The organism is Candidatus Avelusimicrobium fimicolum (assembly GCF_021632165.1).
GTDB lineage: Bacteria > Elusimicrobiota > Elusimicrobia > Elusimicrobiales > Elusimicrobiaceae > Avelusimicrobium > Avelusimicrobium fimicola.
On record NZ_JAJWTS010000011.1, the window covers coordinates 12,934 to 30,356 of the forward strand.

Annotated in this window: 22 protein-coding genes; 21 read left to right on the forward strand and 1 reads right to left on the reverse strand. The window is 49.0% G+C overall.

Annotated features, from left to right (window positions below; genetic code table 11):
- Nucleotides 1-188 precede the first annotated feature (188 nt).
- The 17 genes from ACQY2K_RS05215 to ACQY2K_RS05295 all read left to right on the forward strand — a co-directional run bounded on the left by ACQY2K_RS05215 (nt 189) and on the right by ACQY2K_RS05295 (nt 14,472).
- The gene (locus ACQY2K_RS05215; RefSeq protein ID WP_428040994.1) at nt 189-827 is read left to right on the forward strand and encodes an adenylate kinase; all 639 of its coding nucleotides are present in this window, start codon (nt 189-191) and stop codon (nt 825-827) included.
- Nucleotides 824-1,576 carry a type I methionyl aminopeptidase gene (gene map / locus ACQY2K_RS05220; RefSeq protein WP_177746062.1) on the forward strand — a complete coding sequence of 251 codons (753 nt, stop codon included), beginning with the start codon at nt 824-826 and terminating at the stop codon, nt 1,574-1,576. Before ACQY2K_RS05215 ends, map begins: the two co-directional genes overlap by 4 nt.
- A 77-nt stretch (nt 1,577-1,653) precedes the next feature.
- The gene (gene infA / locus ACQY2K_RS05225) at nt 1,654-1,866 is read left to right on the forward strand and encodes a translation initiation factor IF-1 (RefSeq protein WP_177746064.1); all 213 of its coding nucleotides are present in this window, start codon (nt 1,654-1,656) and stop codon (nt 1,864-1,866) included.
- The gene (rpmJ, locus tag ACQY2K_RS05230; protein ID WP_177746066.1) at nt 1,867-1,980 is read left to right on the forward strand and encodes a 50S ribosomal protein L36; all 114 of its coding nucleotides are present in this window, start codon (nt 1,867-1,869) and stop codon (nt 1,978-1,980) included.
- A gap of 21 nt (nt 1,981-2,001) precedes the next feature.
- Nucleotides 2,002-2,376 carry a 30S ribosomal protein S13 gene (gene rpsM, locus ACQY2K_RS05235; RefSeq protein WP_177746068.1) on the forward strand — a complete coding sequence of 125 codons (375 nt, stop codon included), beginning with the start codon at nt 2,002-2,004 and terminating at the stop codon, nt 2,374-2,376.
- Between the two features lie 25 nt (nt 2,377-2,401).
- Entirely contained in the window at nt 2,402-2,824 is a 423-nt protein-coding gene (gene rpsK / locus ACQY2K_RS05240; protein WP_177746071.1) for a 30S ribosomal protein S11, read from the forward strand.
- 5 nt (nt 2,825-2,829) lie between these two features.
- Nucleotides 2,830-3,459, forward strand: coding sequence for a 30S ribosomal protein S4 (gene rpsD / locus ACQY2K_RS05245; RefSeq protein ID WP_177746074.1), 630 nt, complete (start codon nt 2,830-2,832; stop codon nt 3,457-3,459).
- 13 nt (nt 3,460-3,472) lie between these two features.
- Entirely contained in the window at nt 3,473-4,471 is a 999-nt protein-coding gene (locus ACQY2K_RS05250; RefSeq protein ID WP_177746076.1) for a DNA-directed RNA polymerase subunit alpha, read from the forward strand.
- 17 nt (nt 4,472-4,488) lie between these two features.
- Nucleotides 4,489-4,833, forward strand: coding sequence for a 50S ribosomal protein L17 (gene rplQ / locus ACQY2K_RS05255; protein WP_177746078.1), 345 nt, complete (start codon nt 4,489-4,491; stop codon nt 4,831-4,833).
- Between the two features lie 10 nt (nt 4,834-4,843).
- A complete protein-coding gene (locus ACQY2K_RS05260; RefSeq protein WP_177746080.1) occupies nt 4,844-5,887 on the forward strand; it encodes a rod shape-determining protein MreB in 1,044 nt (347 codons plus the stop codon).
- Nucleotides 5,888-6,085: 198 nt separating this feature from the next.
- Nucleotides 6,086-6,844 (forward strand): rod shape-determining protein MreC, encoded by a 759-nt coding sequence (gene mreC, locus ACQY2K_RS05265; RefSeq protein ID WP_428040150.1) that lies wholly within the window; start codon nt 6,086-6,088, stop codon nt 6,842-6,844.
- A 3-nt stretch (nt 6,845-6,847) separates the two neighbouring features.
- Nucleotides 6,848-7,342: a rod shape-determining protein MreD gene (mreD, locus tag ACQY2K_RS05270; RefSeq protein WP_428040995.1), complete on the forward strand. Its 495-nt coding sequence runs from the start codon at nt 6,848-6,850 to the stop codon at nt 7,340-7,342.
- A gap of 9 nt (nt 7,343-7,351) precedes the next feature.
- Nucleotides 7,352-9,193, forward strand: a complete 1,842-nt coding sequence (mrdA, locus tag ACQY2K_RS05275) for a penicillin-binding protein 2 (protein WP_428040996.1) — start codon at nt 7,352-7,354, stop codon at nt 9,191-9,193.
- 1 nt (nt 9,194) lies between these two features.
- Entirely contained in the window at nt 9,195-10,538 is a 1,344-nt protein-coding gene (locus tag ACQY2K_RS05280; RefSeq protein WP_428040997.1) for an FtsW/RodA/SpoVE family cell cycle protein, read from the forward strand.
- Between the two features lie 31 nt (nt 10,539-10,569).
- Entirely contained in the window at nt 10,570-11,238 is a 669-nt protein-coding gene (locus ACQY2K_RS05285; protein WP_428040998.1) for a DUF2344 domain-containing protein, read from the forward strand.
- 34 nt (nt 11,239-11,272) lie between these two features.
- Nucleotides 11,273-12,727 (forward strand): Rne/Rng family ribonuclease, encoded by a 1,455-nt coding sequence (locus ACQY2K_RS05290; RefSeq protein ID WP_428040999.1) that lies wholly within the window; start codon nt 11,273-11,275, stop codon nt 12,725-12,727.
- Between the two features lie 38 nt (nt 12,728-12,765).
- Nucleotides 12,766-14,472: an N-acetylmuramoyl-L-alanine amidase gene (locus ACQY2K_RS05295; protein ID WP_428041000.1), complete on the forward strand. Its 1,707-nt coding sequence runs from the start codon at nt 12,766-12,768 to the stop codon at nt 14,470-14,472.
- A gap of 54 nt (nt 14,473-14,526) precedes the next feature.
- Here the strand turns inward: ACQY2K_RS05295 and ACQY2K_RS05300 are convergent, their stop codons facing one another.
- Nucleotides 14,527-15,075 carry a type IV pilin protein gene (locus ACQY2K_RS05300; protein WP_428041001.1) on the reverse strand — a complete coding sequence of 183 codons (549 nt, stop codon included), beginning with the start codon at nt 15,073-15,075 and terminating at the stop codon, nt 14,527-14,529.
- A gap of 89 nt (nt 15,076-15,164) precedes the next feature.
- On the opposite strand from ACQY2K_RS05300, the gene ACQY2K_RS05305 reads away from it, so the two are divergent.
- The 4 genes from ACQY2K_RS05305 (at nt 15,165) to ACQY2K_RS05320 (ending at nt 17,381) form a co-directional block, all read left to right on the forward strand.
- On the forward strand, nt 15,165-15,407 hold the full coding sequence (locus ACQY2K_RS05305; RefSeq protein ID WP_428037886.1) for a helix-turn-helix domain-containing protein: 243 nt from the start codon (nt 15,165-15,167) through the stop codon (nt 15,405-15,407).
- 13 nt (nt 15,408-15,420) lie between these two features.
- Nucleotides 15,421-15,963, forward strand: a complete 543-nt coding sequence (locus ACQY2K_RS05310; protein WP_428041002.1) for a chromate transporter — start codon at nt 15,421-15,423, stop codon at nt 15,961-15,963.
- Nucleotides 15,960-16,484: a chromate transporter gene (locus ACQY2K_RS05315; RefSeq protein ID WP_428041003.1), complete on the forward strand. Its 525-nt coding sequence runs from the start codon at nt 15,960-15,962 to the stop codon at nt 16,482-16,484. The genes ACQY2K_RS05310 and ACQY2K_RS05315 overlap by 4 nt, the downstream gene beginning before the upstream one ends.
- Before the next feature lie 153 nt (nt 16,485-16,637).
- Nucleotides 16,638-17,381: a hypothetical protein gene (locus tag ACQY2K_RS05320; protein WP_428041004.1), complete on the forward strand. Its 744-nt coding sequence runs from the start codon at nt 16,638-16,640 to the stop codon at nt 17,379-17,381.
- The last annotated feature ends 42 nt before the right edge of the window (nt 17,382-17,423 follow it).

Genomic DNA, 17,423 nt, shown 5'->3' on the forward strand with positions numbered 1-17,423 from the left:
GATTTCTTTGTTTCCTTTTTCCTCGCATAGCAGTTAGTATGCTTCGGAAAAAGGCGCCTAGAAATCTCCTCAAAATCTTAAAAAATAGTATCCGTTGTTTTGTTGCATTTTTTTGCAAATTATTTTGTGTGTGGCTCTGTTGGGGCTACACGCAAAGTTGTTTGAAAGAATAGGAAGGAATTTTTAAAGTGAATATTGTTTTAATGGGCTGCCCGGGTGCCGGTAAAGGCACGCAGTCGGCCAAGTTGCAAGATGAATTTCAGTTGAAGCACATTTCCACCGGGGATGTTCTGCGCGCGGAAATTGCTTCCGGTTCCGACCTTGGCAAAAAGATTTCCGGCATTATTGAAAACGGAAATTTGGTGCCGGACGAACTGATGATTTCTATGTTGGAAAAGATCGTCAAATCTACCGATAAAGGTATTATTTTTGATGGGTTTCCCCGCACAGTGGCGCAGGCCGAAGCGTTAGATGCTATGATGGCCCGCCTCGGGCGCGAAATTACGGAAGTAATTATGATTGACTTGCCGGAAAGCGAAGTGGTCAGCCGTATTACCTCCCGCCGCCAATGCAAAAAATGCGGTGCTATTTTGCACGTCAATCCGGAAGCCCCGCTTGCCGAATGTCCGTCTTGCGGTGGTGAATTATACACCCGTGCGGACGATACCGCCGAACACGTTAAACGCCGCTTGGAAGTGTATCACAAAGATACGCTGCCGGTAAAAAATTATTATCTAAACAGCGGGAAATACGTAGAAATCAAGGGTAACCAAACCCCCGAAAAAGTTTTTGAAGACATTGTAAATGTCATCAAGAAGGCAAAATGATTGAAGTAAAAAACGATAGCGAACTCCAAAAGATGCGTGAAGCCGGCAAAGTAACGGCGGCGGTCCTCAAACTGATGACCGAACTCGTTAAGCCGGGTATTTCTACGCTGGAATTGGATGCCGCGGCCGAAAAGACGATTCGCTCCTTCGGGGCGACACCGCTCTTTCTCGGTTATTATGGTTTTCCGGGCACTATTTGCGCTTCCGTAAATGAAGAAGTCGTGCACGGAATCCCAAAAAAAGATAGAATATTAAAGAGTGGTGATATTATCAGTATAGATACAGGGGCTCGCCTTGACGGCTTCTGTTCTGATGCCGCAATCACCCTCGGCGTGGGAGAAGTTTCTGACGAAGCCCAAAGACTGATGGACGTTACCAAAAAGTCTTTATATAAGGCAATCGGGCAAGTCAAACCCGGCAAACGTCTTGGCGACGTGGAGCACGCGGTGGAAACTTTTGCCAAGCAAAACGGCGTAGGTGTCGTGCGTGATTATTGCGGGCACGGTATTGGACGCAATATGCACGAAGAACCCAGTATCCCGAATTTCGGCAAGCCGGGCACGGGACCGCTCTTGGAAAAGGGTATGGTCTTGGCAATAGAACCTATGCTTACTGCGGGAACATATAGAGTCAGGGAGTTGGATGACGGTTGGACTGTGGTTACAGCGGACGGGAAGTATGCCGCCCACTTTGAACACACGGTGGCCGTTACGGCTAACGGCAGTGAAATTTTCACGGCCTTTGAATAATCTACGCTGGCGCTTTTTGGAAGGTTCAAAAGGGCGCGGCGGATGTTTGTTCTAAATTTATCCGAACTCGGAGTCGTATGAGCGATAAGATAGAAATTGAAGGTAAAGTCTTGGAATCGCTGCCCAATGCGATGTTTAAAATCGAAATCCCGGGCGGCAAAATTATTCTGGGACATATATCCGGCAAAATGAGAGTTCATCATATAAGAATTCTACCGGGCGACAAGGTCAGACTGGAATTGTCTCCTTACGATTTGACCCGCGGCAGAATAACTTATAGGGAGAAATAAATGAAAGTCAGAGCCAGTGTAAAAAAGATATGTCAGAAATGCAAAATCATTAAGCGCAACGGCGTAGTCCGTGTGGTTTGCGAAGTCGCGAAACACAAACAACGCCAAGGTTAATTTAAGGAGTTTTAGAAGAATATGGCTAGAGTCGCAGGTATTGATTTACCTAAAAATAAAAGAATTGACGTCGCCCTGGAATATATTTACGGCATCGGCAAGAAAAACGCCAAAGACGTGCTTGCCAAATTGAACGGCCAGATTGATCCCGCTACCCGCGTGAAAGACTTGACCGAACAGCAGGCCGGTTTGCTCAACACCATTTTGCAGAAAGAATACAAAGTGGAAGGCGAACTCCGCCGCGAAGTGGCGCAAAACATTCACCGCGCCATTGAAATCGGTTCCTATCGTGGCCAGCGCCACCGCCGCAACCTGCCGGTCCGCGGTCAGCGCACCAAAACTAACAGCAGAACCCGCCGCGGCAGAAGAAAAACCGTGGGTGCTAAAACCAAATAACTTTTAATATTAGGAATTTAAACATATGGCAGAAGAAAAAGTAACAACGGCCCCGGCCGCGCAAGCGCCGGCGGCGAAAGGAAAGAAGAAAAACGCCAAAGCGCCGGTATTCGGCGTGGTGCATATTTACTGCTCGTTCAACAATACGATTGTAACTGTTTCGGACGACAAGGGCAACACGATTGCTTGGTCCACCGCCGGTTCCCACGGCTTTAAAGGCACCAAGAAAAGCACTCCGTTTGCCGCGCAAATCACCAGCAATAAGGCTGCTGAAAAAGCCGTTGCTATGGGTATGCGCGAAGTAGCCGTAAAAGTTTGCGGCCCGGGCCAGGGCAGAGAAACTGCCGTGCGCGCCGTACAGCAAGCCGGTTTAACCGTGTCTTCCATTAAAGACATCACCCCCATCCCCCACAACGGATGCAGACCGCCCAAAGCCAGGAGAGTATAAGATTTATGTCTAGATATACAGGACCCAGCTGCAAAAAGTGCAGAAAATTAGATTGCAAACTTTTCTTGAAAGGGAGCAAATGCTACACCAACTGTGTTATTGACAAGTTGGCGGCCGTAACCAAACGCGGCGGCAAAGTTAGAAAAGCCAAAGTGTCCGAATACGGTATTCGTTTGCAGGAAAAACAGAAAGCCAGACTTCAATCTGGTATGTCTGAAATTCCGTTCCGCAATTTATTTGATGCCGCTGCCAAGGCCGAAGGCCAGACCGGTGAAAATTTCTTGCGCAAATTGGAAACCCGCTTGGACAACACCGTCCGCCGCTTGGGTTTTGCCATTTCGCTTAAAGCCGCTCGCCAGTTGGTATTGCACGGATATGTAACCGTAAACGGTAAAGCCGTAAACGTGCCTTCTTACCAGTTGCGCTTGGGCGACAAAGTAACCCTGAATGCCGCCTTGGCTGAAAATGTGGAAGTAAAGCAAGCCTTGACGGATGCCGAAAAGCGCAACCAGCGCCCGAGCTTCTTGGAATACGATGCGGAGAAGATGACCGGCAAACTTTTAAGATGGCCCGACAGAGCGGAAATGTCCTACCCTGTCAACGAGCAGCTCATCGTAGAATACTATTCTAAATAGTTTGGAGGCAATAATGGCTTTTAACGAAATAGTCCTTCCGCAAAAGATTCAACTGGAAGAAAAAACCGCGTCCGACTTTTACGGCAAATTTATTGCCGAGCCGTACGAAAGCGGTTACGGTCATACGGTGGGCAACTCCCTGCGCCGGATTTTACTTTCCGGTATGGAAGGGGCCGCTGTAACCGCCGTCAGAATCGCGGGTGCCGTGCACGAATTTAGCACGATTCCCAACGTGCGGGAAGACGTTATCAATATTTTGCTCAATATGAAACGTCTGCGCGTGAAAATGGAAGGCAAAAACCGTGAATATTTGCAGTTGCACGTCACCAAACCCGGCGTGGTTACGGCTGCGGATATTGAAGAAGCGTCCGGTGTGGAAATTGTCAATAAAGACCTGGCCTTGGCCACCTTGGAAGTCGGCGGCAGCCTGGAAATGGAAATTGAAATTTCCCGCGGCAAGGGTTATGTGCCTGCCGAAGATTTAACCAAAATTCAGCGCCCTGCCGGGTTTATCCCGGTGGATGCCCTGTTTTCTCCGATTGTGAAGGTCCACTACGACGTGGAACCTGCCCGCGTCGGCCAGAAAACGGACTATGACCGCTTGATTTTGGAAATTACCACCGACGGCACCTTGGCTCCGGCCCGGGCGTTGCACCGTGCAGCGGTATTGCTGTCCAGTTCTTTGCATATTTTCACGATTGAAGGCGAAGACGATTGCGTGGCTACCACCAGCGACGAAGCGGTGGAAGAACCCGTGTCTGCTACCGGGGCCGTCGCCGGCGCGAGCGTCAATTCCAAATTGGATGAACTGCTCAACCAGTCCATTGAATTTATTGAATTGTCGTCCCGCTCCATTAATTGTCTTAAATCCGAAAATATTAACACGGTCCGCGACTTGGTTAAAATGACCGAAGATGACTTGAAAATGATTAAGAACTTCGGTGCCAAATCTATGGATGAAATCAAAGAAAGACTGGCCGAGATGAAACTTTCGCTCGGTATGAAAATTTAAGGAGTAGTTTTTAGCGTATGATTAAAAATACCGGATACAGAAAATTGGGCAAGACTGCGTCCCACCGCAAGGCTATGCTTAACAATATGGCCACCAGCATTATTCTTCACGAACAAGTGAAGACCACGCTGCCCAAAGCCAAAGAAGTTAGACGCGTGGTGGAAGGGCTCATCACGCTGGCCAAAGCCAACAACGAACGTGCCGCCAAAGACACCTTGAAGGATGCCACGGCTGTAAAGAAATTGTTTGAAGTATTGGCTACCCGCTACGCCAACCGCGCCGGCGGCTTCTGCCGCATTTACCGCGCGGGGCTGCGCCAAGGCGATAATGCCGAAGTGGCCATCGTTAAATTGGTTGAATAGGTGAGCGCTTATGGTAATAGACTATCTTGGGGGGCTTTTCTCTTCTGACTTGGGTATGGACCTTGGCACGGCCAACTGTCTAATCTATGTCAAAGATAAAGGCATCGTGCTTCGCGAGCCGTCCGTTGTCGCTGTGGAAAGAGAAACCGGCGAAGTGAAGGCCGTCGGCGCGAAGGCCAAGCAAATGCTTGGCAGAACCCCGGCTAATATTGTGGCCGTGCGCCCGATGAAGAACGGTGTAATTGCGGACTTTGAAGTTACGCAAGAAATGATTCGTTATTTCATCCGCAAGGTCCACAGCAGAAGCAGTCTGTTACGTCCCAGAATTGTGATTGGCATTCCCTCGGACATTACCGGCGTGGAAAGACGCGCGGTAGATGATGCCGCCCGCCAAGCGGGTGCGCGCGAGGTCTATTTGATAGAGGAGCCCATGGCTTCGGCCATGGGCGCCGATTTGCCCATCGCGGAACCGCACGCAAGTATGATTGTTGATATCGGCGGTGGCACGACGGAAGTGGCTGTTATCTCGCTGGGCGGGATGGTGGTTGCCAAGTCTATTGATGTGGCCGGCGACGAATTAACCGAGTGCATCGTGCAGTATTTCCGCAAAAAATACAATCTGATTATTGGCGAAACGACGGCCGAGGAAGTGAAAATCAACCTGGGTTCCGTCTATCCCTTAAAGGAAGAAAAATCCATGGAAGTAAAAGGGCGCGACCAGACACAGGGCCTGCCCCGCACCTTGACGGTAACTTCGGAAGAAATCCGCCAAGCGTTGATGGAGCCGGTGCGCCTGATTATTGACGTGATTAAAAGCACCTTGGAAGAAACCCCGCCGGAATTAGCCGCGGACCTCGTAGATAGAGGGCTTGTGGTGGCCGGTGGCGGCAGCCTGTTAAGAGGCATTACCGAACTGATTCGCAAAGAAACGGATATCCCCGTTCACCGCGCCGCAGACCCGCTTAGTTGCGTGGCCTTGGGCACGGGTAAGTTCTTGGAACAACTGAACGAAAAAGGCTCCCGCTTCTTCGGCTCCCGCGGTAAATCTTTCTAGCAGACGGTTGCAGAAAACCTTTTAGCGGACACAGTTCTTTAAGGGACCGTGTCCGCTTTTTCGTTTAAAAGGGGAAATTCCCCCATACAGATTTGAGTTATGTTATCACATAAAAAAAAGTCATCCAAAAAGCAAGAGCCCGGCTCTCGCCGTCGTTTTTTGCTCCCTTTAATTTTTTTACTAACGTCCTTCCTGCTAATGATTTTACCGCTGGAAGGTTTTGTATCTTCTGTTAAAGCAGTATTGGCGTATGTTTTCTTGCCGCAGGTGCGCGCGGCGCACGCTACGGCTAAATATGCGGAAAATGTCAACCAAACGGTGCGGGAATTATTGGATGCCCACCGGGAAAACCGCGAACTTAAACAGGAAATTGAAATGACGAAGTTGCTTTCGTCCCAAGCCGAAGCCATTTTGGACGAAAACGGCCGTTTAACCGGTTTATTGAAATTATCCCGCACGCACCGTTGGAAAGGGGTGTGGGCGAAAGTGGCTTATCGCGAGCCTTCCCAATGGAACGCTGTTATTATTGATAAAGGTCTAAAAGACGGTATAACCGAGCGCAGTGCTGTAATTTCTATGGAAGAAGGGCAGGAAGGCTTGGCGGGTGTGGTGGTGGAAGCCACAGAAAGCACCGCCAAAGTGCTTTTGGTGCGCGACGAGGATTTTTCCGCCGCTGTTTATTTAGAGCGCGGCAAAGAGGAAGGCCTTTTAACGGGCAACGGGCCGCGTGCGGTTCGTATTAAATATATTCCCCTTTTAACCCAGGTGGAAAAAGGCGATAAAGTTTATACTGCGGCGACCAGCAGTATCTTTCCGGCTGGAATTTTAGTTGGCGAAGTAAGCGGCGTGCGCGAGGACGAGAGTTTTCAAACAGCCCTTACGGTGGAAGTAACTCCGTTGGTGCGCTCATCGGCGGTGCGTGAACTGTTTGTGATTACAGGAAACGGAGGCAACTAACCTATGTGGAGTTTTATTAAATTGCTTTTGCTGTTTATAGTGGCGACGGTGTGTCATTGGGCTTTTTCGTCATTATTTTCTTTTTGGGGATTGAGCGTGAATATTATGTTGGCCTTTACGGTGGCTTTTTGCGCCGTATTAAAGCCTGCGTTTGGTTATCCGGCGGCTTTTGTATGCGGGCTGTTTTTAGATTTTTTCGCTACGAAACTGTTTGGCTACAATGCTTTTTCCTTTACGGTGGCCTCGTGCATTATTTATGCGTTGGCGGAACGGTTTGACTTTGACGGGATTTTCCCGCAGGTTATTAGCGTGTTTGGCTTGTCTGTTTTAGTCAGCGTGATTAATGCGCTTCTTGTATGGTGGTTTGCTTCCGCCGCAATGTGGCCCGGCTTTTGGAGTGTGCTGGGAGGTGCATTTTTCTGTGCGCTCTTGGCTCCGGCGGTGTTTTGGATAGTTCGCCGGGTGTTGGCCTGCGGGCCTGTTTGCCGGCAAAGATAGGATTTTTATATGGCAGTTACCCGGATATTTTTTAATGCGCGTTTAAAAACAATGATGATTCTGGCCGCTGTGGCCGGAGCGGTCATTGCGTTGCGTTTGGTGGATATCCAGGTTTTGCGCCACAATGCTTATTTAAAAATGGCAGAGCGCAACCGTACGCAAATTTTGTACCAGACGGCTCCGCGCGGGCGCGTGTTCACCGCAGATGGCGTAGCAGTGGCCTCAAATGCCCCGGCATTTAGTTTTTATTACCTTTCCGCAGGGCGCAAGGACCCTGAATATTTAAACCAACTGGCGCACGATTTAGCCCCGCATTTAAAGATGAGTGAAGCCGACGTGTTGTCCAAGGTGGAAAAGGGTGTTAAAACGGGCAAGGCTACCTTGCTTGCCGAAAACCTTTCCACCAAAAGTACAATGGCCTTGCAAGAACTCCAACTGTATTATCCGGGTGTGTATTTGATTGAGGAAACGAAGCGCAGTTATCCCTATGGCGGTTTTGCCAGCCACCTGATTGGTTATATCGGGAGTATGGACGAGCGCGAGTGGCAAAAGCGCGACCAAAGTATGGGCTACCGTTTAAATTCCAAAATCGGCAAAAACGGCATTGAAAAGAAATTTGAAAAAAAACTTAAAGGGCACGATGGCGGGGTGTTTTTGGAAGTGGATTACCGCGGACGTGTAAAAAGCATTATTCAAGATAAAAAATGGTCTGCCGGGAGTGATGTATATTTGACGCTGGATTTTGATTTGCAGCGTGCGGCGGAAGAAGGCCTTAAAAAATCTAAAACGGGCCGTGGCGCCGCTGTGGCGTTGGACCCGCGGACAGGGGCGGTGTTGGCCTTGGCGAGCGCTCCGGCATACGACCCGAATATATTTGTAGGGTACAGCGACGAGGAAACCTCCAAACAATCTAAAAAAATCAACGAATATAACCTGGCGGTACAGGGAATTTATCCGCCGGCTTCTACTTTTAAAATTATTACGGCTGCGGCCGCCTTGGAGGACGGGCATTTAGACGTTAAGCGCAAAATCAACTGCCCCGGGCATTATAATTCCGGCCCCCGCGTGTTTAAGTGTTGGAGTACGCACGGCCCGGTAGATTTTTTTGACGGGGTAAGCAACTCCTGCGACGTATATTTTTATGTCGTGGCTTCCGAAACCGGCGCCGCCGCCATTGAGCGGGTGGAACGCAAATTTATGTTTGGCCGCCAAACGGGAATTGATTTGCCCGGCGAAAAAGCAGGCAACTTGTACGGCCCGACCCGTCGCGCGCGTAACAAAACGTATTGGTTTATCGGCGACACATTGAACCTTTCTATCGGGCAGGGGGAACTGCTGGTAACTCCTTTAAAAATGGCGCAGTTTGCGGCCGCCGTAGCCAGCCGGGGAAATGTCTATCGTCCGTATTATGTGGAAAAAATCGTCAGCAACCAGACGGGCAAAACCGAAGTGCTGGGCAAGACGGATATCTTGCAGAAGGCCGATTTGAAGCCCCAAACGTACGATTTATTGTTTAAAGCCTTAAAACATACGGTGGATGATGGTACCGCACGGCGCGTGAAAATCAAAGGCTTAGATGTGTATGGCAAAACGGGTACTGCGCAGAATCCGCACGGAAAAGACCACGGGTGGTTTATGGCTTTTGCGGGGAAAGAAGGGGAGGAACCGTCTATTGCGTTGGCGGTATTTGTGGAATTTGGCGAGGGGGGCAGTTCTGCCGCCGGGCCGATTGCGCGCGCTATGTTGGAAGCCTATTTTCATTTAAATAAGCCCGCAGAGAAGAAAGCCACACCCCAAAATAATCCCCGCTCCGCCGAAGATTATGATGAGTTATTAAGGAGTGCCGATTAATATGGCCGTATTTCGTAATTTTACTAAAAATTCCAGCCGCAGCCGTTTGGACTATGTATTGTTTGGGGCAATGATTTTACTGGTAATACTGGGCGCGCTGTGCATTATGTCCGCCGTCAACAGTTTATCTTTTTCTAACCCGGTTGTCCGCACGCATTTGGTAGCCTTGCCGGTAGGGGCTTTTGCGTTTTTTGTGGGGTGGAGTTTTAACTACCAGATTTTTGATGAACAATGGAAATATCTCTACGGTTTTATTTTGGCTTTGTTAGTGGGGGTATTATTGTTCGGCACCTACCAGCGCGGGTCGCGTTCGTGGTTTGTGCTTCCTTTTTTCTCTATGCAGCCTTCTGAGATTTGCCGCGTGGCGACCCTTTTGGCCGCCGCCGCGTTCTTGGACAGACGCGGACAGCGTATCCGCGATGTTTCCACGCTCTTTGGGTTGGGCGCGCTTTTAGTTCCTGTTTTCGGGCTGATTATGATGCAACCGGACTTTTCGTCCGTAGTAGTTACGTTTCCGGCCATTTTGGTTTTGCTTTATTGCACGGGGGTCAATGTGTTCTATTTGGGTTTGATTGGCCTTTTTGCGGGAGTAGCGGGGTTTTTTACGATTGCCTGGACATATATCTACCTCCACCCCGATTTACAGGAATATTGGCTTGTGCACGCATTTTACGAACTGGCGCATAACGGTTGGTATATGGCCGGATTTTCCGTATTGGTGATTGTGCTGGGTTATGTTTCTTGGTGGTTTTTTAAACAGTTGCGTATGTTGTTGCCGTCCTTTTACTTTGTGTTGGCTACCTTGGTAGTATTGGCGGGGCTGTTTGGCGGGATATTTGTGGACCACCAAATGAAACCACACCAAAGAAAGCGCGTGGAAACCTTTTTGGCCCCCAAATCCGACCCGCGCGGAGCGGGGTATAATGTGTTGCAGGCGCAAATTGCTATGGGGGCGGGGGGCGTGTTTGGTTCAGGGTTATTTTCGGGGACCCAGTCGCGCTTGGGATTTGTGCCCGAAAAACATACAGATTTTATTTTGGCCGTGGTGGGGGAAGAACTCGGCTTGTGGGGAACACTGCTAGTGTTGGGACTCTATTTACTCATTTTATGGAGAATTATCGTAGTGGCATACAGTTCTAGCGACCGCTACGGTTATTTGGTATGTTCAGGCATATTCGGAATGTTTTTTACCTATATGCTGGTCAATTTTGGAATGCTTATCGGTATAGTGCCGGTAGCCGGAATTCCGCTGCCGTTTATTTCGTATGGCGGGTCCAATTTAGTATCCAGTTTATGGGCATTAGGGGTGGTGCAGTCGGTTTACGCACGCCGCATACGGGCATAAAAAGATGATAAACACGCCAAAAATTTATAAAATGCGTATAGTGTTCACCTGTGCCGAAAAATCGGCGGCACAGCGGAACACATTTAATGCCGTGCGCAGTATGGTGCTCGCTAGCGGGCTGCCCTACGAACCGGCCAAGGTCAATAAGAATTGGCCCCGGCTTGCGTACGGTCCGGCACCGTCTATGGGTGTGCGGGCGGAAAGGGAATATGTAGATGTGTATTTGCTTTCCTCCGTTCCCGCAGAGCAGGTGCGCCGTTCGCTGGAACAGGCTAAACCGCAGGGGCTTACGCTTTTAGACGTACAACGCGTGCCTTATGCGTTGCCTTCGGTGCAAAATTTGGCTGTCGGTGCGGTTTACCGGGTGGAAGGAAATTTTGACTTGTTTGGCCCGGAACAGACAGCGGAAGATTTCTTTAATGCGGCCCGGGTGGATATTACCCGCCGGGCTGAGAGCGGTCTGGCACTTGTGCAAAATGCCAAACCGTACATTTGGAAAGCACAAACCGTTTCCAATTCGGCGGTGCGTTTGACGCTTTTAAACGTGCAAGGCAAGTGGAAACGTCCGCAAACGCTTATTGCCGCGTGGCTGGGGGTGGATATCCCGGCGCAGGACGATACGTTTACGGTGGAAGGTTTTACATTTATTAGGGAGAGTTTCCTTTGGCAGGACAGCGAAGGGGAATTCCACCCCATTTAAAGGCTTATGAACAAAGCCAAGAGAGGATTTTTATATGAGTAAGAATTTGGAAGGACAGCCCTCCGTGGAAGTCTTGGTAAATACATCGTTTGAAGAAACGCGTATCGCCATTTTGGAAGACGGACGGGTTAATGAGTTGATTTGGGAACGCCGCGGCTCGCTCAATATCGTGGGCAATATTTACAAGGGTACGGTGGAAAATGTACTGCCCGGTATTTCCAGCGCGTTTTTAAACATCGGTTACGATAAAAACGCCTATTTGTATATTTCCGATGTGTTGGGCGGAGATAAAAAGAATATAGATAAAGTGCTCCACAAAGGCCAGGAAGTGATGGTGCAAGTAGTAAAAGATGCCATCAGCACGAAAGGGATGAAGGTAACGATGGACGTAACTTTGCCCGGCCGCTATTTAGTTTTAACGCCGCACCAAAGTTTTGTGGGGGTGTCTAAAAATATTGAAGATTCCGAAGCCCGCCACAAATTAAACGATATTATGCAGGATTTGGCCGCCAAACACTTAAACGGGATGGGCTGTATCGTCCGCACGGAAGCGGAAGAAGCGACCAAGGACGAATTGGAACGTGAAGTAAAATATCTTTACCGCCAATGGCAGTCTATCGTTAAGAAATTTGAAACCTCCCGCTCCCCTAAACTTTTGCACGAGGATATGGATGCGGTCTTGCAGGTGGCGCGTGATGTGCTGTCGGAAAATGCCAAAGTCTATTTGTTGGACAGCAAAAAAGATTACGAACGTGTGTTGGATTTTGTGGAAAAAAATTCCCCGGATTTGGCTGACCGCGTAAAACTTTATAAAGGCAAAACCCCCATTTTTGAAGCGTATAATGTAGAGCCGGAAATTGACAACTTGCGCAAGACCAAACTCCCTTTGCCCAATGGCGGCAGTATTATTATACAAGAAGCGGAATCCCTTTGCGCTATTGACGTCAACACCGGGAAATTTACCGGCAACAAATCGCAAGAAGAAACCGTAACCCAGACCAATATTGAAGCGGCGGGAGAAATTGCCCACCAGTTGCGTTTGCGGAACATTGGCGGAATTATTGTCATTGACTTTATTGATATGCGCAAGGCATCCAGCCGCCACCGGGTGGTGGAAGCCTTGGCCGCCGCCGTGCACGGGGACCGTGCCAAAATCCGGATTTTGCCGATTACTCGTTTGGGCCTGGTGGAAATGACTCGCGAAAGAAAACGCGCCAGCACAGGCAGTTTTATCAGTGAGGAATGTCCCCAATGCCACGGTTCGGGCCGCGTGTTATCTGCGGAGAGTATGCGTATTAAAATCCAGCGCGAAATTTACGACCTTACCAACGGCCGCCCCGGCGGAAATTTGCGTGTTGTTTTGCATCCGGTTTTGGCCGAAGCCATTAAAAACCGTCAAGAAGATATTGAGCAAAACATTCACCGCACGCTTAAAATTCAGGCGGACCCGCAGTTGGCGTGGGAAGATTACAAAATCGTCTTGGAGTAGAATAAGTGCGCCCGGCGTGTGCCCGGGCGCTTTTGTATATGAAACGGTTTTGGCAAATTTTTCTATCGGGTCTGTTGGCCTTGTGTGCGTCTTGCCCCGCGTTTGCGGCGCAGGACGAGGCCGGTTTTATCGTTTCGGGTAAAAAGGCCGGAACGGTGCCTTTTGAACAAATTGGCGGCGTGCCGTATGTGGACACACAAAAAACAGCCCGTAAATTTGGCGCGAGTGTGGAACTGTTTGCCAAATCTAAGCAAGCCAAAGTTTCCACCAAGGGGTTTTATGCTATTTTAACGGCTCCGTTGCAGGAAATTGTGGTCAACGCACAAGCCAAAACCTTATCTGCCCCCGTATTGGTACGGGGCGGCAAGATAATGACCCCGGCGGAGTTTTTTACGCTGCCTGCGTTTACGCAAGCGGTGGATAAATTGGTTGAATTTAAAGACGGGGCCTTTTATGTGGAACGATGCTATAATTTATCCTGCGAAGATAAAAAATTCGGCGGCAAAGATAATTTACTGGTCTTTTCAGCCCGGAAAAATGTAACCTTTACCACCGAACAGCCCAATAAACATACCGTGATTATTACGTTCCCCAATGCCGTGGTAAAGCGGGATTTGCACGAACGCCTGCGCACCAGTTATATTGCGTCGGCGGATATCCGCCAAAACCGCGGGGATGCGGTCTTAAAAATAATTTTAGGTAAAGATGCTCGCGTTTGGAGTTTTGATTGGGCAGGAGATAAATTAGTTTTTCGGGCGGGCCTTAAAAATGCCTTGCCCGCACCCGAGGAGACGGTGGGGACCGAACCCGTACAGCCGGCCTCGGCACCCGCAAAAGCCGCGCATAAGTCGCTTGTAGAGGGAGAAGAACCTTCGGTCCTGTCGGACACGGAAAACCTCTCTTATGAGCCTGTAATGAAGGCGGCGGCTCCCAAGGCGGCGGTGCTTTCGCCTGCCAATCCGGAAAGCACGCCCCCACAAGCGGCTTCTAAAACCGCGCCGAAACCGGCCCCTGTTTTAAAAAGTGAACCAAATCCCGTCAGTATGCGGGAAGCACGCAAGAAAATGCGCGTAGTGGTGGACCCGGGGCACGGCGGCAAGGACCCCGGAGCCATACGCAACCGTATGCGCGAAAAAGATTGGAACTTGTCCGTAGGCAAGGAATTGGCAAGACTTTTGCAAAAGGGCGGTTTTGAGGTTAAACTTACGCGCGATAACGATACCTTTATCGCCTTGTCTGAGCGTTCTAAAATTGCCAATAATTTTAAGGCCGATTTGTTCGTTTCCGTACATACTAACGCTTCTAAAAACCGCAACGCAAACGGATTTCAGGTATATTTCCGTTCGGAAAAAGCCACCGACAAGGAATCCGCCGAAACCGCGGCTTTTGAAAACGAGGCCATGCAATACGAAGAGGTCCACTATAACTTTGTGGATGCCCTGTTGCAATCGTTAGCCAAAAACGAGTATATTAACGAAAGTTCCAAACTGGCGGGATATGTGCGCAACGCGGTGTATAAACAGCCCGGTATCGGAATTGCCGTCAACCAAAACAGCAGTGTGCGCCAAGCCAACTTTTATGTGTTAAAGGGTGTAAACAGCCCGGCGGTGCTGGTGGAAATGGGATATATCAGCAGTAACAAGGACCGCGCCCGCCTGAGTAATAGTGCGGTGCGCAACAAAATGGCCTTGGGTATCTACAACGGCATTTATAACTACGCCAAAAAAGAAGGTTGGATAAATTAGCGTTTTGTAAGATAAAATAAACAGCCCCCGGTTTTATGCGCCGGGGGTTGTTTTTTAAAAACCCATTGTTTTACAAAGACCGTCAACTTTGCTTTGACACTCGGTTTTTCCCGGATAAGGGGAATTATCAAGCCAAACCACATAATAGGCGGGGGCTTTGTCGTAGAGGTCGGTAGAGGGCATATTCTTTCCGTTATTGGGCAGGCCATGCGTATCAAATAAATTTAAATTTACGTCGTTGCTGTTAAACATATCCACAGCAAAATTATCACACCACAGCATATAGCGGGCCGATGTGTCGGCGGTACAGCCTTTAAATTCTATGTCTAAATCGCCCCAATATTGCGGATAGTTGCCGTTTGCCATATAATATACTTCCATAGCATCTTTTAACGACTTGCCCGCCGTAATCAACTGTGAATAACGGCTTTTGGCCACGGCCTTGGTATATTGCGGCAGGGCCACGCTTGCCAAAATGCCGATAATAAGGACGACTACTAATAATTCAATAAGGGTAAAGCCACGCCTAACGACCCAAGCGGTAGATCCTGAACTAAATGCAGGATGACGGCAAAAACACCAATTTTTATCAAATCCTTTCATTTCTTCCTCCTAAAAGTATCTTTATTATAACATAAAATGATACTTATAGTCCGTGTACTTAAAAGTATCAAGCCGCTATCCTGTAAAGTATGAAAAATACATACACTGTGGCGGACCGGAAATATTTAAAAGCGTTCGGCGCGCGGGTGCGGGCCTTGCGTAAGGCGGCGGGATTTTCCCAAGAGGATTTTGCTTTGGAGATTGGGTTAGACAGAACCTATATGGGCGGCGTGGAACGCGGAGAGCGGAACTTGGCTTTGCTCAATTTGCGCAAAATTGCGTGCGGTTTAAAAATTTCCGTCGCCGAACTGTTAGCGTTCCCTGCTAAATAGTACAATATACGTAATGAAAACGTATTTGATTTTGTTTTGGATATTTGCCAAAATCGGTACATTTACCTTGGGCGGCGGATATGCAATGCTCCCGCTCATTGAACGGGAATTGGTAGATAAAGGCCGGTACTTGGACGAACAGGAATTTTTAGATGCAACCGCTGTGGCCCAGGCCGCGCCGGGTATTTTGGCTATCAATATTGCCATTTTGTCCGGGTATAAGATGAAGGGTTTTTGGGGCAGTGTGTGCTGTGCGTTGGGGGCGGCGCTCCCGTCGTTTATCATCATTTTGCTTATTGCGCTTTTCTTTCATAATTTTAAAGAAAACCCGATAGTTCAGCGTGTGTTTTTAGGAATTCGTCCGGCGGTAGTAGCCCTGATTGCTGTCCCAGTGTTCCGCTTGGCTAAAACGGCGGGTATTACCTATAAAACGGCTTGGCTTCCGGCGGTTTCTGCACTTTTGGTGTGGTTGCTGGGGGTGTCCCCGGTTTATGTGGTGTTGGCGGCCGGGCTGGGCGGTTTTTTATATGGCCGTGTGCACGGGGGCGCAAAATGATTTTCTGGAAACTTTTTGTTACGTTTTTTAAAATCGGGCTTTTTAACTTTGGCGGCGGATATGCGATGATTTCGTTTATCCAAAATGAAGTGGTTTACAAACAGGCGTGGCTGACGACGTCCGAATTTACCGACGTGGTGGCTATCAGCCAGGTAACCCCCGGCCCGGTGGGGATTAATTTGGCCACTTACACGGGATATACCGCCGCACACAGTGTGTGGGGCAGCGTGATTGCCACCTTTGCGGTGTGCTTGCCGTCATTTATTTTAATGCTTCTGGTTAGCCGCTACTTTTTAAAATACCGCCACGCGCAAGCGGTGGAAAATGTTTTTAAGGGCCTTCGCCCGGCCGTGATCGGGCTGATTGCGGCGGCGGCCTTGGTGCTGTGCAACGGCGAAAACTTTGTGGATTACAAGAGCGTGCTTTTGTTTTTGTCCGCCTTTATTGCGGTGGGGAAATTTAAAGCAGGGCCGATTGCCGTTATATTTGCCTGCGGTGTTTTGGGTTTTATTTTCTACTAAAATTAGCATAACCTAACTTTTTAATAAAAAAATAAAAATATTTTTTCTGTTTTTTACGACGGAGAAAATATTTTTTAAAAAATATTTGTTAGTTTAGGCTAACTTTTGCTATAATAAATATATCAAAGTTGTGCATAAAGAGGAAAAAGAAAAATGAACTATAAGAATTTTGCAAAAATTTTATTCGCGGCCGCCTGCGTGGGCGTATGGAGTTTATCTTCCGCCGCCACTAACACGGGTAAAAACGGTAATGTTTCCCGTGCGTTGGATAACAAATTAGCCGAAGTTACATTGGTTTCCGAATTTGAAAAACCTGTTAGGCTCAGCGATATGGTTTCCCGCCGCCGCCCGGGCTTTAAAGATGTTCTGATAAAAGTGGACCGCCAAACCAAAACTTGCCAAGGTGTTCTTTTGGCGGGCACTCCGCGCGTGGCCACCTTGTCCGCTTGCTTTAAAGGGGGCGACGGATACCAAATGAAAAAGGTTACGCTCCGCTTTGCCAACGGGAAACAGGCCGTGGGTACGGCTAACAGCGTAAGCGTGCAGGGGGAATTTGCCCGCCTGTATGTAAAACGCGCGCTTGTACAAGATTTGAAGGGAGTGGAAATCGCCCATATTGCCGCGGGGAAATCTTTGCAGCAGACGTATTCTAATGACGGTGCGGCTATGCTTGCGCAGTTCTTTACGAATCGGGGGGTAATTTCTCCGCGTGCCCGCCGGGCTATGGGTATGAAACCGTCTCTTAAAATCGGTACGCCTGTGTTCTTCCGCGGCAAACTGGTAGCGTTTGCAAACTCGGTTCCAAACAAATTCCCCGTGTCGCTCTTTGGCGGCGTAAGCGAGGATTCTTTGACGGTTGTCCGCCCCGATAACGGGTCTGCCATACTCTTTAAGTAACCATTACTTCCCAGCCCACAAGCCAGGGGCGGGAGGTCTCCT

Excerpts from the sequence above, each read along its gene's own strand:
- map (WP_177746062.1), top strand. The coding sequence starts at position 824 with ATGATTGAAGTAAAAAACGATAGCGAACTCCAAAAGATGCGTGAAGCC.
- infA (WP_177746064.1), top strand. The coding sequence starts at position 1,654 with ATGAGCGATAAGATAGAAATTGAAGGTAAAGTCTTGGAATCGCTGCCC.
- rpmJ (WP_177746066.1), top strand. The coding sequence starts at position 1,867 with ATGAAAGTCAGAGCCAGTGTAAAAAAGATATGTCAGAAATGCAAAATC.
- rpsM (WP_177746068.1), top strand. The coding sequence starts at position 2,002 with ATGGCTAGAGTCGCAGGTATTGATTTACCTAAAAATAAAAGAATTGAC.
- rpsK (WP_177746071.1), top strand. The coding sequence starts at position 2,402 with ATGGCAGAAGAAAAAGTAACAACGGCCCCGGCCGCGCAAGCGCCGGCG.
- rpsD (WP_177746074.1), top strand. The coding sequence starts at position 2,830 with ATGTCTAGATATACAGGACCCAGCTGCAAAAAGTGCAGAAAATTAGAT.
- ACQY2K_RS05250 (WP_177746076.1), top strand. The coding sequence starts at position 3,473 with ATGGCTTTTAACGAAATAGTCCTTCCGCAAAAGATTCAACTGGAAGAA.
- rplQ (WP_177746078.1), top strand. The coding sequence starts at position 4,489 with ATGATTAAAAATACCGGATACAGAAAATTGGGCAAGACTGCGTCCCAC.
- ACQY2K_RS05260 (WP_177746080.1), top strand. The coding sequence starts at position 4,844 with ATGGTAATAGACTATCTTGGGGGGCTTTTCTCTTCTGACTTGGGTATG.
- mreC (WP_428040150.1), top strand. The coding sequence starts at position 6,086 with ATGATTTTACCGCTGGAAGGTTTTGTATCTTCTGTTAAAGCAGTATTG.
- mreD (WP_428040995.1), top strand. The coding sequence starts at position 6,848 with ATGTGGAGTTTTATTAAATTGCTTTTGCTGTTTATAGTGGCGACGGTG.
- mrdA (WP_428040996.1), top strand. The coding sequence starts at position 7,352 with ATGGCAGTTACCCGGATATTTTTTAATGCGCGTTTAAAAACAATGATG.
- ACQY2K_RS05280 (WP_428040997.1), top strand. The coding sequence starts at position 9,195 with ATGGCCGTATTTCGTAATTTTACTAAAAATTCCAGCCGCAGCCGTTTG.
- ACQY2K_RS05285 (WP_428040998.1), top strand. The coding sequence starts at position 10,570 with ATGCGTATAGTGTTCACCTGTGCCGAAAAATCGGCGGCACAGCGGAAC.
- ACQY2K_RS05290 (WP_428040999.1), top strand. The coding sequence starts at position 11,273 with ATGAGTAAGAATTTGGAAGGACAGCCCTCCGTGGAAGTCTTGGTAAAT.
- ACQY2K_RS05295 (WP_428041000.1), top strand. The coding sequence starts at position 12,766 with ATGAAACGGTTTTGGCAAATTTTTCTATCGGGTCTGTTGGCCTTGTGT.
- ACQY2K_RS05300 (WP_428041001.1), bottom strand. The coding sequence starts at position 15,075 with ATGAAAGGATTTGATAAAAATTGGTGTTTTTGCCGTCATCCTGCATTT.
- ACQY2K_RS05305 (WP_428037886.1), top strand. The coding sequence starts at position 15,165 with ATGAAAAATACATACACTGTGGCGGACCGGAAATATTTAAAAGCGTTC.
- ACQY2K_RS05310 (WP_428041002.1), top strand. The coding sequence starts at position 15,421 with ATGAAAACGTATTTGATTTTGTTTTGGATATTTGCCAAAATCGGTACA.
- ACQY2K_RS05315 (WP_428041003.1), top strand. The coding sequence starts at position 15,960 with ATGATTTTCTGGAAACTTTTTGTTACGTTTTTTAAAATCGGGCTTTTT.
- ACQY2K_RS05320 (WP_428041004.1), top strand. The coding sequence starts at position 16,638 with ATGAACTATAAGAATTTTGCAAAAATTTTATTCGCGGCCGCCTGCGTG.